Below are 11,586 nucleotides of genomic sequence, written 5' to 3'. Positions count from 1 at the left end.
TCGAGCCCGAGCCGCCACGGACCGAGCTCCACGGACCGAGCTCCACGAGCCGAAGGGAGACGCGATGCGCGTCGTCATCGCGACCATCGCGGAGAACGCCCACCTGCAGGGCATGGTGCCGGTGGGTTGGGCGCTGCGCACGGCCGGCCACGAGGTGCGCGTCGTCAGCCAGCCCCGGCTGGTCGACGCCGTCGCCGGGAGTGGCCTGACCGCGGTGCCCGTGGGCAGGGATCGCGATCTCTGGCGGGTGATGAACACCTACCGGGTGCTCGACGGTCTGAGGGAGCGGGCGCCGCTCTTCGGCCGGGCGGACCGCCCGGCAGAGGAGATCACCTGGGAGTACGTCAGGGACGGCTACCGCCGGGTGGTGCCCTGGTGGTGGCGGATGGTCAACGACTCCATGATGGACGACCTGGTCGCCTACTGCCGGGAATGGCGGCCGGACCTGGTGATCTGGGGGCCGGTGACCTTCGCCGGCGCCGTCGCGGCCAAGGTCGCCGGCGCCGCGCACGCGCGGCTGGTGTGGGGGGCCGACAAGTTCGCGCTCATGCGGGGCCACTTCCTGCGGCTGCGGGACGAGCAGCCGCCGGAGGAGCGGGAGGACGCGCTGGCCGGGTGGCTGGGCGGCCGTCTGGCGCGGTTCGGTGAGCGGTTCTCCGAGGATCTGGCCTGCGGCCAGTTCACGATCGACTGCGTTCCGGGCTCGCTGCGGCCGGGTGCCGGCGCGGGCCTCACGCGCGTGCCGATGCGGTACGTGCCCTACAACGGCCGGTCGGTGCTGCCGGGCTGGCTGCGCACGCCGCCGGAGCGCCCGCGCGTGGCCCTGACCATGGGGATCTCGGCCGCGAGCCGGCAGGACGAGCACATGGGGACGGGGCAGGCCCTGCTCGACGCCCTGGCCGGGCTGGACGTCGAGGTCGTCGCCACGCTGTCGGCCAGGCAGCAGGCCGAGCTGGCACGGGTGCCGGACAACGCCCGCCTGGTCGACTACGCGCCGCTGCACGCGTTGGCGCCGACCTGCTCCGCCGCGGTCCACCACGGCGGGTGGGGGACCCTGGCCACGCTGACGGCCTGCGGCGTGCCGCAGCTCATGCTGCCCAACCTGCTCGACCAGCCCCTGCTTACGCGGGCCGTCGCCCGTCAGGGCGCCGGGCTCGCCCTGAGCGAGGAGGAGACGACCGCGGCCAACGTGCGCGCCGGCCTCGAACGGCTGCTGGCCGACCCGTCCTTCGCCGAGGCGGCCCGGCGGCTGCGCGCGGAGGTGCTGGCCATGCCGAGCCCCAACCAGGTGGTGCTCGAGCTGGAACGGCTCACCGAGGAGCACCGCAGCCGGCTCACCGCCGGTGCTCGGCGGTGAGCCTCTCCAGCCGGGCGACGATGTCGTTGGGAGCCGGCATGGCGGCCATCTCCGCGCGCAGCCGGTCGGCGCCCTCGGCGAAGGACGGGGACTCCAGCAGCCGTACGACCTGCTCTCGAACCCCGGCCGCGGTCACCTCGGCGCTGGGGACGGCGGCGCCGGCCCCGGCCCGGACGAGCCCGCGCGCGAGCAGTGGCTCGTCGAACCAGTCGTAGTGGAGGACGAGCTGGGGCACCCCGTGAGAGGCGGTGGTGCAGACGGTGCCGGGGCCGCCCTGGTTGATGACCACCCGGCACGTCGGCGCGAGCGCGTGGAGCGGCACGTACTCGGCCAGGCGGGCGTTGTCCGGCACCCGCGTCAGCTCGGCCTGTTGCTTGGTCGACAGCGTGGCGACGACCTCGACGTCCAGCCCGGCCAGGGCGTCCAGGACGTCCTGGACAGGGACGGCGTAGCGGCCGAGACGGTTGGTCCAGGAGTTGCCGAGGGTGAGGGCGACGCGGGGGCGCTCCGGCGGGGTGCGCAGCCAGGACGGCACCACGGCCCGGCCGTTGTAGGGCACGTACCGCATCGGCACGTACTCCACCCCGGCCGTCTCCAGTCGCAGCGAGGCGGGCAGGTAGTCGACCGTGACCTGGCCGCACACCACGTCCTCGGCGAACCGCTCGCCGAACCGGCCCAGATGCCCGTCCAGCCACTCGGCCAGCACGTCCTCCCGCTCGCCCGCCGGCCGGCCGGCCATCAACTCCACATACAACCCGCGCATCCGCGCGAACAGATCCACGCTCCACAGGAGGCGGGCGTGGGCCGCGCCGCAGGCCCTCGCAGCGACCGGGCCGGCGAAGGTGGTCGGCTCCCACACGACCAGGTCCGGCCGCCACTGCCGGCAGAACGCGACCAGATCGCCGACCAGCGGCTCGTTGACCACCTTCCACCACCAGGGCACCAGCCGCCGGAACCCGTCACGCACGTACTCCCACGACACCTCCGCCGACGGGTCCACCGTCATGTCGAAGCGCGGCCACTGGGCGTCGACGACGCGTTTCATGACCTGCCGGAACCTGTGGTCGTGGCCGACGGGCACCGCGGTCAGGCCGCTGTCGGCGATCGTCTCGGCCAGCTCCGGCTGGCTGGCCACCCGCACCTCGTGCCCGGCCGTGCGCAGCGCCCAGGCGAGCGTCACAAGGCTGAAGAAATGCGACCGCTCCGCCTGGGTGGCGATGAGGACACGCATCCGGGGCTCCTTTCCGGCGGGATGTGGGCCGGCCTTTGAGGGGGTCGGTAGGGGTTGAGCGCAGGGGGCCGGCGCCTAGCATCGAAATGGACCGACCAATGCGGGAGGGAATATGAAGGGAATCGTTCTCGCGGGCGGCAGCGGAACGCGGCTGCATCCTGTCACCCTGCCGATGTCCAAGCAATTGTTACCGGTTTACGACAAGCCCATGGTCTACTATCCGCTGTCGGTTCTCATGCTGGCGGGAATTCGGGACGTCCTCGTCGTCTCCACGCCCGCCACCGTGCCCGCGCTGCGCGTCCTGCTGGGAGACGGCTCGAAGCTGGGCATCGACCTGTCCTACGCCGAGCAGCCGGAGCCGCGCGGCATCGCCGACGCCTTCCTCGTGGGCGAGCGTTTCGTGGACGGCGAGGAGTGCGCCCTGGTCCTTGGCGACAATCTCTTCCACGGCCCTGACCTGCGCGGACTTCTGGCGAGTGCGCGGCGGCAGGTGGACGGCTGCGTGTTGTTCGGCTACGAGGTGGACGACCCGCGGCGCTACGCGGTCGGCGAGCTGGACGGGCGGGGCGCCCTGCTGTCGCTTGAGGAGAAGCCGGCGCGGCCGCGCTCGCGCCATGCGGTCACCGGCCTCTACCTCTACAACAAGGAGGTCGTCGACATCGCCAAGGAGGTGCGCCCTTCGGCGCGCGGCGAGCTGGAGATCACCGATGTCAACCGAGTCTACCTGGCCGAGGGAAAAGCGTCGCTGGTGTCCATGGGCAGCGAATATCAATGGTGCGACACCGGCACCTGCGACTCGCTCCTGGAGGCCGCGGAGTATGTGCGCGAGACCCAGCGGCGGACCGGCCGGCGGATAGCCTGCATTGAGGAGACGGCGCTCGGAATGGGTTTTATAGACGCGGAGACGTGTTATAAAAGGGGCCTCGAGATGAGGCACTCCGAATATGGCAGATATGTCATGGACGTGGCCCGCTCATGGAGCGACTCTCGGCAAAGGTGAATCCATATGCGCGTCTTGGTGACCGGCGGTGCCGGGTTCATAGGGTCGAACTTCGTCCGTCGGGCCCTGTCGGGAGCCTATTCGGCGTTCGCCGGCGCCGACATCGTCGTGCTCGACAAGCTCACCTACGCCGGGACCAGGCAGAGCCTCGCCCCCGTGGCGGACGACCCGCGCCTGACCTTCGTGCAGGGCGACGTCTGCGATCCGGACGTGGTCGACGGCCTGGTGAAGGACGTGTCCACGGTGGTGCACTGCGCCGCCGAGACGCACGTGGACCGGTCGATCCGTGACGGCTCCGCCTTTGTGACGACGAACGTCCTGGGGACCCACGTCGTGCTGGAGGCGGGGCTGCGCCACGGCGTCGACAAGGTCGTCGTGGTGTCGACGGACGAGGTGTACGGGTCGATCGACGCCGGCTCGTGGGGGGAGGACGAGCCGCTGCGGCCCAGCTCGCCGTACTCGGCCTCGAAGGCCGCCGGCGATATGCTCGCGCTGGCGTTCTTCCACACCCACGGGCTCCCGGTCTGCGTCACCAGGTGCTCCAACAACTACGGGCCCTACCAGTTTCCCGAGAAGCTCGTCCCGCTGTTCATCACCGGTCTGCTCGACGGTGAGCAGCTCCCCGTCTACGGCGACGGGCGCAACGTGCGGGAGTGGACCCACGTCGACGACCACTGCCGTGGCGTCGCCCTCGTCGCGGAGCGGGGCCGTCCGGGCGAGGTGTACAACATCGGCAGCGGCACGGAGCTGACCAACCTCGACACCACCCGGCACCTGCTGGAGATCTGCGGAGCCGACTGGTCCGCGGTGCGCTTCGTGGACGACCGCAAGGGGCACGACCGGCGCTACTCCCTGGACAGCGCCAAGATCGCCCGTGAGCTGGGGTACCGGGCGGAGGTGCCGTTGCCCGACGGCCTGCGGAGCACGGTGCGGTGGTACGCCGAGCACCGGAGCTGGTGGGAGCCCCTGAAACGGGAGCTGTTCGAGCCGGTCGGCTCCTGACCGAGCCGGTGACCCGACGCAGGGCGTCCCGCCGGCGAGACGTTCCGGCGGCGGGAGCCGGACCAACCCCATGGAGTGACACGTGACAGTCTTTGCCGAGCGGCAGCGCAACAGCGGGCTCGCCGACATCCTGCGCAGCGCGGGGTGGGAGGCGGTGCTGGACAAGTGCGACGAGGACGACATCGACCGCATGCGGGCCAGCGTCGAGGTGCTCACCACGGCGATCGCCGCGAAGGAGAAGGTCTACGGGATAACCCAGGGGTTCGGCGCCCTCGTGGACTTCGCCGCGTCGGAGTCCTCGTTCGAGCAGGGCGGCGGCCTGATCGCGCACCTCGGGACCGCGCAGGGCGAGCCGCTGTCGCCCGAGGTGTGCCGCCTGGTGGTCTGGTTGCGGCTGCAGAGCATGCGCCGCGGCCACTCGGCGGTGTCGCCCGAGTTCTGGCAGGTCCTCGCCGACCTGTGGAACCTCGGTTTCACCCCGGCGATCCCGCGCCACGGCACGGTGAGCGCCAGCGGCGACCTGCAGACCCTGGCACAGGCCGCGCTCGCCTACGCCGGGCAGGGGGAGGCGTGGGTGCGCGACATGAGCGGCCGCTGGTCCGTGCGGCCCGCGGCCGAGGCACTCGCCGGGCTCGGCGCGACACCGGTCGAGTGGCCCGCCCGCGAGGCGCTCGCCTTCGTGAACGGGACGAGCGTCGGCCTGGCGGTGAGCATCGTCAACCACCACGCCATCACCCTGCTGACCCGTGCGGTGGCCGCGCTGACCGGCCGGCTCGCGTGCCTGCTGGGAGCCAATCCCGAGGCGTACCATCCCGGCCTCGGGCACGTGCGCGGGCAGCCGGGCCAGCTCACCGTCGCCGGCTGGGTGCGTGCGGAACTGCCGGCCGGGTTCGCCCGCGACACCTCGCGCCCGCTGCAGGAGCCTTACAGCCTCCGGTGCGCGCCGCAGGTGCTCGGCGCGGTGCTGGACCAGCTCCGGTCGGCCGAGGACGTGCTCGTCCGCGAGGCCCTGGGCTGCACGGACAACCCCATCTGCTACGAGGGCGAGATCCTGCACGGCGGCAACTTCCACGCCATGCCCGTCGGCCTTTGCTCCGACCAGCTCGGGCTGTGCCTGCAGCAGGTCGCCTTCCTGGCCGAGCGTCAGCTCGCCGTGCTGTGCGCGCCCACCACCAACGGCGGCCTGCCGCCGATGCTCACGCCCCGGCCCGGCAGCGGCAGCGGCCTGGCGGGGGTGCAAATCAGCGCGACATCGTTCGTCTCGCGGATCCGCCAGCTCGTCTACCCGGCCTCGCTCACCGCCCTGCCCACGAACGGCACCAACCAGGACCACGTGCCGATGGCGCTCAACGGGGCCAACGGGGTGGCCGAGGCCGTGGAGCTGGCCTGGCTGGTCTGCGGGTCGCTGGCCGTCGGAGTGGCCCAGTACGCCGCGCTCACGGGCCGCGACCTCGGCGAGGCCGGGTCCCTGTGGGCCGAACTGGGCGAGCTGTCGCCGCCCCTGGACCGGGACCGGCCGCTCGCCGCCGAGGTGCGCGCCGCCCGCGACCTGATGACGCGCGCCGCGGGTCAGTGGGTGCTGGAGGAGGACCTCGGGCGCACGGGGGAGGCCGGCCTGTGAACGACGACCGCCGGGCGGTGACGTACGACGAGATCGACACCGAGTCCACCTGGAACCTGCTCCGCGACACCCACCCGGTGATCGCCCCGCTGTCCGACGCGTCCGTGGACCGCGTGCTGGAGCCGGCCCGGCTGCGGCCCGGCGCGCGGGTGCTGGACGTCGGCTGCGGGCTGGGCGCGTGGCTGCTGCGCGCCCTGGAGCTGTATCCGGGGGCCACTGGGCACGGGATCGACGCTTCCGCCTCGCACGTCGAGGCGGCCGCGGCGGCGGCCGGCGGCCGGGGGCTGAGTGGGCGCGCCACGTTCGAGGCGGTGGACGCGCTGCGGTTCGCGCCGGGGGAGAGGTACGACCTGGTGCTGTGCGTGGGGCTGTCGGACGCTTTCGGCGGTCTGCGCGACAACCTGGCCTACCTGCGACGGCTGGTCGAACCGGACGGGCTCGTCCTCATCGGCGAGCCCTTCTGGGAGCGGGAGCCGCCCGCGGCGGCGCTCAAGGCGCTGGAGCTGGACCGGCACGCGTTCACCGACCTGCCCACGACCGTCGAGCGTGTGGCCGCCGCCGGTTGGCTGCCCGTCCACGGCCACGTCAGCACCGTGCAGGAGTGGGACGACTTCCTGTGGGCCTGCGTCAGCGGCCTGACCCGGTGGGGCGTGACGGCCGGCGGACGCGACGGCCGGGAGATCCTCAGGTACGCGGCCGACTACCGCGAGGCCTGGTGGCGGGGCTACCGCGAGGTGATGGGGTTCGTCACGATGCTGCTGCGCCCGCTGCCGCCGTGGGCCGCCTCGCTGGCCGCCCGCCCGGCCGGCTGGTGATCGCGCCCGCCGAGCCCTTCGCTATCCGGCGAGGGTCCGGCGGGCGGCGAGCCGTTCCAGCACGGCGACCACGTCGTTGGGGGCCGGGAGGTCCAGCAGCCGCCGGCGCAGGTGCTCGGCGCCCAGCCGGACCTCCTCGTCGGACAGCAGCGCCTCCAGCTCCGCCCGCACCCGTTCACCGGTCGCCTGGCCGCTGGGGATCGTGCGGGCGGCGCCCTCGCGGGTCACCTGCCGGGCCGTCAGCGGCTCGTCGAACGTGGGCCGGGGGATGACGAGCTGCGGCACCCCGTAGTACAGGGTGGTGAGCACGGTGCCCGCGCCCCCGTGGTCGATCACCGCCGAGCACGTCGGCGCCAGCGCGTGCAGCGGCACGTACGACACCAGGCGCGCGTTGCCGGGCACCCGAGTCAGGCGCCGCTGCTCCTCATCCGGCAGCGTGACGACGATCTCCGCGTCGAGGCCGTCCAGCGCCTCCAGCACGTCCTGCACGGACAGCACGTAGCCGCCCTGCCGCTCGGTCGCCGACGTCCCCAGGGTCAGGCAGATCCGCCTCCGCTCGGGCGGCCGGCGCAGCCACGCGGGCACCACGGCGCGACCGTTGTAGGGGACGTACCGCACGGGCACGTACGTGACGCCGGTGCCGGGCAGGCGCATCTCGTCGGGCAGGCAGTCGAGGGTGAAGTGGCCGGTCGTCAGGTCCTCGGAGAAGGTCTCGCCGTAGCGGGCCGCGCAGGCGCGCAGCCAGCCGGCGAGCACGTCCGCACGGTCCCCGGCGGGCCGCGCCTGCAGCAGCCGCAGGTAGCGGTGCCGGAGGCGGGCGAAGACGTCCACCCCCCACAGGAAGCGGGCGTGCGCGGCGCCGCACGCCTTGGCCGCCACCGCGCCCGCGAACGTGCTCGGCTCCCAGATCACCAGGTCCGGCCGCCACGCCCGGCACAGGGCGGTCAGGTCGTCGAGCATCGGCTCGTTGACCATCCGCCACCACCAGGGCACGACCTGCCGGTACCCGCTCTGCAGCGGCTCCCAGGCGATCTCCTCGTCGGGCAGCCCCGCCAGGTCGAACGGCGGCACGCTGTCACGCAGCGGGTCGAAGAACCGGTGGCTGCGCATGACGCGCCAGAAGTCGTGGTCCCGGCCGACCGGGACCATGGTGAGGCCCGTGTCGGCCACCACGTCCGTCAACCGAGGCTGGCTGGCCACCCGCACCTCGTGCCCGGCGGTGCGCAGGGCCCAGGCGAGCGGGACCATCCCGAGGAAGTTGGTGCGCTCGGCGACGGTGGCGATCAGGACGCGCACGGGCGAACCTCCGGGTGGCGGGCGGCTCCCGCCGCCGCGGGCCGGCGGGTCACCAGGCCCACGCCTCGGGCGCCGGGCCGCCGTTGCCGATCGGCGGGAACATCCTCTCCAGCTCGTCCAGGACGTCGTCGGCCAGCCGCAGGTCCAGCGACTCCACGGCGTCGTCGAGATGCGCGAGCGTGCGCGGCCCGATCACCGCCGAGGTGACGCCGGGCCGGGACAGCACCCAGGCCAGCGCGACGATCGCGGGTCGCATGCCGATCTCGTGGCAGAACTTCTCGTACGCGGCGACGGTCTCGCCGTGCTTGTCCAGCGCCACGATCGCCCGCCCCCTGGCCGTCTTGACGGCGGTGCCCTCCTCCAGCTTGCGCAGCGCGCCGCCGAGGAGGCCGCCGTGCAGCGGCGACCAGGCCAGCAGCCCCAGCCCGTAGGAGACCACCGCCGGGATGAGCTCCATCTCCACGTGTCTGGTGATCAGGTTGTAGATGCACTGCTCCGACACCAGACCGACGATGTTGCGGCGCCGGGCGGCCTCCTGGGCCGCCGCCACGTGCCAGCCCGCGAAGTTGGACGAGCCTACGTAACGCACCTTGCCCTGCTGGATCAGCAGTTCCATCGCCTGCCACGCCTCCTCCCAGGAGGCGTGCCGGTCGACGTGGTGCATCTGGTACAGGTCGATCCAGTCGGTGCGCAGCCGGCGTAGGGAGTCCTCGCAGGCGGCGACGATGTGGCGGGCGGACAGGCCGCGGTCGTTGGGCCAGTCGCTCATGGGGTTGAAGACCTTGGTGGCCAGCACGACCTTGCCGCGCCGCCCGCCGCCCTGGGCGAACCAGTCGCCGATGAGCTCCTCGGTCATCCCGCGGTGGACCTGCCAGCCGTAGTGGTTGGCGGTGTCGACGAAGTTCATCTCCCGGGCCAGTGCCTCGTCGAGGAGCTGGAAGCTCTCCGCCCTGGTCATGTTGATGCCGAGGTTCAACGTGCCCAGGCAGAGACGGCTTACCTCCAGCGCCGTCCGGCCGAGATGTGTGTGCTGCATCGTCCCTCTGTCCGTTGATTCCGCCCTTCGACGGGGCGAGGAGACGCCTGGAGCGCCCGCGGCCCACCCGGCGGACGGATGCGGGGGACCGTCGCCGATCCCCCGCACCGTCAATCATCAGCAGGTGATCGTGCTGTTGTTGCTCCCAGGCAGTTCGGCGTACTCGGGGGCCACCTCGAGCTCCTGGAGCTCAAGAATGTTGGACAGATCCATTTTCACACCTCCCTTCTGTTTTCGCGAAGGATTCCCGGGACGGCGCCGGCCGTGGGCCGGTTCTCCCGGGTGGCATGAGAAAGGCGGCTAACCTGTAGTCTTATCGCCCCCGTCGGCCTGACGTTTCCGGCGGCCCGGCAATCGCATAATGGCCACCCGGTGGCAATGCGCCGCCCATTTCACTCGATGGCGAACCTACGCGGACCGTCGCCGCCAATTCAAGAGCCGTCGCCCGGTCGCCGCCGCCCGGCCACGTCTCGCCAGCGGGACGGAAATAGGCCGAGATTTGACAGCGCCCGCCCGCCGCCCGCCCCATGGGAACGCCCATTATCCGAAACCATGACGAATTCCCCGTTGGGACGGTGAGCTGTGGCGGTGCGGACGGTCGTCGAGGCGCCGGGCTCCCGGCAGGGGGCCCGCCGGAGCCTGCGGGTGGTCAAGGTCGTGCTCCAGCGGGACCTGATCCGCTTCGTGCACGACGTGTCGCGGGCCGTGGCCATGTTCCTGCAGGCGATCCTGTGGCTGTTCGTCGTCGGCGGCGGGTTCGGCGGGCTGATGCCCGCCGACGCGGGCGGGATCAGGCTGGAGACAGCGATCTTCCCCGGGGTCGTGGCCATGACGGTGATCGTCACGTCGATCTCCTCGGCGTCCTCGGTGGTCTGGGACCGCGAGTTCGGCTTCCTGCGCGAGATGCTCGTCGCTCCCGTGAGCCGCACGTCCCTCGTGGCCGGCAAGGTGCTGTCGGGCACCCTGCTGTCGGCCGTCCAGGGGGCGGTGCTGCTGGTGCCCGCAGGGCTGGCGGGAGTCCCGTACCACCCGCTGCTGATGCTGGAACTGTTCGCCCTGATGACGCTGGCGGCCTTCACCCTCTCGGCCTTCGGCATCATGGTCGCCACGCGGGTGCGGGGGCTGGAGTCCTATCTGGGGGTCTCGCAGCTGGCCGTGATGCCACTGGTCTTCCTGTCCGGCGCACTGTTCCCTGTGGGCAACCTGCCCGGGTGGCTGTCGGCGCTTTCCCTGGTCAACCCGCTCACGTACGCGGTCGACCCGATGCGCCAGGCCGTGTTCGCGTATGTCGACGCCCCGGCGAGCGTGGAGTTAATGTTCAACCCCGGGATCTCGTGGTTCGGCTGGACCGTCCCGGTGGCGCTGGAGATCGCCCTCGTCGGGGGAGCGGGCGTGCTGTTCGCGGGGCTCGCCGTCGCCCGCTTCAGGAAGGTCGACTGACCCGTGTCCGCCAGGCTCAGGGCGTCCCGATGTCTCGCCAGCGGGACAAGGAGAACATGTCGTGATCTTTCCCCATCTGGATGTCGGCACCACGACGCTGCGGCCCATCGATCCCCTCGACGGGGCCGGCGTCCACCGCTTCCTGGACCGTCACGGGCTCGCGGGCGCGGTCAGCCGCGACGTCCTCACCGAGCTGTGGGCGTCCTCGCCCGGCGAGGTCGCGGCCCAGTTCGAGGTCGCACCACGCGACGGCGGCCCGCCGGCGGGGCTGAGCGGCCTGCACCGGCTCGATCTCAACGGCGGTCACGTCCAGGCTGGCGTGTTCGTGGACCCGGCCGCCGGCGCGGAGACGGGCGCCGCGGCCGCGGCGCTGACCGTCAACTACGCCTTCTCCGGCTGGAGCGTTCGCAAGGTGTACCTGTGGACGGTGGAGCAGGCCGTCGGCGAGCTGAGCGGCGTTTCCGAGATCGTGCGCCGGGAGGCCACGCTCCGGCAGTTCGTCCACGACCGCGGCGAGCTGCGCGACCTCAACATCTTCGCGGTCTACCGCGAGGCGTGGCAGAGCATCGGCCAGGACCTGCTCCAGCGGCTCTCCCGGCCGCGCACCCCCTGCTAGGGCGGGCCGTTCGCGCCTGGTCCATGCGCGCGGGACGGGCCGCGCGAGGACGGGCCGCGCTAAGACCGGCCGCGCTAAGAGCGTGACTCATTTGGTGGTTGCTCGTTGTATGGGTCGTGGAAGTGTTCCTGCAGCGGCTGGTGCCTGATGAGTTATGGGAGATCTTTCAGCG

10 protein-coding genes are annotated in these 11,586 nt (G+C 72.1%); 7 read left to right on the top strand and 3 right to left on the bottom strand.

What is annotated here, in order from left to right; genetic code table 11:
- The first annotated feature begins 64 nt into the window (after positions 1-64).
- Positions 65-1,357, top strand: coding sequence for an activator-dependent family glycosyltransferase (locus ACGF0J_RS22710; RefSeq protein ID WP_393148863.1), 1,293 nt, complete (start codon positions 65-67; stop codon positions 1,355-1,357).
- Here ACGF0J_RS22710 and ACGF0J_RS22705 read toward each other — a convergent pair.
- The gene (locus ACGF0J_RS22705) at positions 1,335-2,588 is read right to left on the bottom strand and encodes an activator-dependent family glycosyltransferase (RefSeq protein ID WP_393148861.1); all 1,254 of its coding nucleotides are present in this window, start codon (positions 2,586-2,588) and stop codon (positions 1,335-1,337) included. The two genes, ACGF0J_RS22710 and ACGF0J_RS22705, sit on opposite strands and share 23 nt — an antisense overlap.
- 112 nt (positions 2,589-2,700) lie before the next feature.
- Here ACGF0J_RS22705 and rfbA point away from each other — a divergent pair, with 112 nt between their 5' ends.
- From rfbA to ACGF0J_RS22685, 4 genes are all read left to right on the top strand, one after another.
- Complete coding sequence (gene rfbA, locus ACGF0J_RS22700; protein ID WP_393148859.1) at positions 2,701-3,588, top strand: glucose-1-phosphate thymidylyltransferase RfbA; 888 nt, start codon at positions 2,701-2,703, stop codon at positions 3,586-3,588.
- 6 nt (positions 3,589-3,594) lie between these two features.
- Positions 3,595-4,590, top strand: a complete 996-nt coding sequence (gene rfbB, locus ACGF0J_RS22695) for a dTDP-glucose 4,6-dehydratase (RefSeq protein ID WP_393148857.1) — start codon at positions 3,595-3,597, stop codon at positions 4,588-4,590.
- 82 nt (positions 4,591-4,672) lie between these two features.
- Positions 4,673-6,211, top strand: coding sequence for an aromatic amino acid lyase (locus ACGF0J_RS22690; protein ID WP_393148855.1), 1,539 nt, complete (start codon positions 4,673-4,675; stop codon positions 6,209-6,211).
- Entirely contained in the window at positions 6,208-7,026 is an 819-nt protein-coding gene (locus ACGF0J_RS22685; protein WP_393148853.1) for an SAM-dependent methyltransferase, read from the top strand. Before ACGF0J_RS22690 ends, ACGF0J_RS22685 begins: the two co-directional genes overlap by 4 nt.
- Before the next feature lie 21 nt (positions 7,027-7,047).
- Here the strand turns inward: ACGF0J_RS22685 and ACGF0J_RS22680 are convergent, their stop codons facing one another.
- The gene (locus tag ACGF0J_RS22680; RefSeq protein ID WP_393148851.1) at positions 7,048-8,322 is read right to left on the bottom strand and encodes an activator-dependent family glycosyltransferase; all 1,275 of its coding nucleotides are present in this window, start codon (positions 8,320-8,322) and stop codon (positions 7,048-7,050) included.
- Positions 8,323-8,371: 49 nt separating this feature from the next.
- Complete coding sequence (locus ACGF0J_RS22675) at positions 8,372-9,358, bottom strand: aldo/keto reductase (RefSeq protein WP_393148849.1); 987 nt, start codon at positions 9,356-9,358, stop codon at positions 8,372-8,374.
- A 582-nt stretch (positions 9,359-9,940) separates the two neighbouring features.
- On the opposite strand from ACGF0J_RS22675, the gene ACGF0J_RS22670 reads away from it, so the two are divergent.
- Together ACGF0J_RS22670 and ACGF0J_RS22665 are read left to right on the top strand one after the other, a co-directional pair.
- Entirely contained in the window at positions 9,941-10,798 is an 858-nt protein-coding gene (locus ACGF0J_RS22670) for an ABC transporter permease (protein ID WP_393148847.1), read from the top strand.
- Between the two features lie 61 nt (positions 10,799-10,859).
- A complete protein-coding gene (locus ACGF0J_RS22665) occupies positions 10,860-11,414 on the top strand; it encodes an N-acetyltransferase (protein ID WP_393148845.1) in 555 nt (184 codons plus the stop codon).
- Positions 11,415-11,586 lie beyond the last annotated feature (172 nt).

It is taken from the genome of Nonomuraea sp. NPDC047897 (assembly GCF_043204415.1).
GTDB lineage: Bacteria > Actinomycetota > Actinomycetes > Streptosporangiales > Streptosporangiaceae > Nonomuraea.
The sequence above is the reverse complement of the archived record's forward strand: the minus strand, read 5'-3'. Positions and strand labels throughout refer to the sequence as shown.

Bases quoted from the DNA above. Each gene is read 5' to 3' on its own strand.
- ACGF0J_RS22710 (WP_393148863.1), top strand. From the start codon at position 65: ATGCGCGTCGTCATCGCGACCATCGCGGAGAACGCCCACCTGCAGGGC.
- ACGF0J_RS22705 (WP_393148861.1), bottom strand. From the start codon at position 2,588: ATGCGTGTCCTCATCGCCACCCAGGCGGAGCGGTCGCATTTCTTCAGC.
- rfbA (WP_393148859.1), top strand. From the start codon at position 2,701: ATGAAGGGAATCGTTCTCGCGGGCGGCAGCGGAACGCGGCTGCATCCT.
- rfbB (WP_393148857.1), top strand. From the start codon at position 3,595: ATGCGCGTCTTGGTGACCGGCGGTGCCGGGTTCATAGGGTCGAACTTC.
- ACGF0J_RS22675 (WP_393148849.1), bottom strand. From the start codon at position 9,358: ATGCAGCACACACATCTCGGCCGGACGGCGCTGGAGGTAAGCCGTCTC.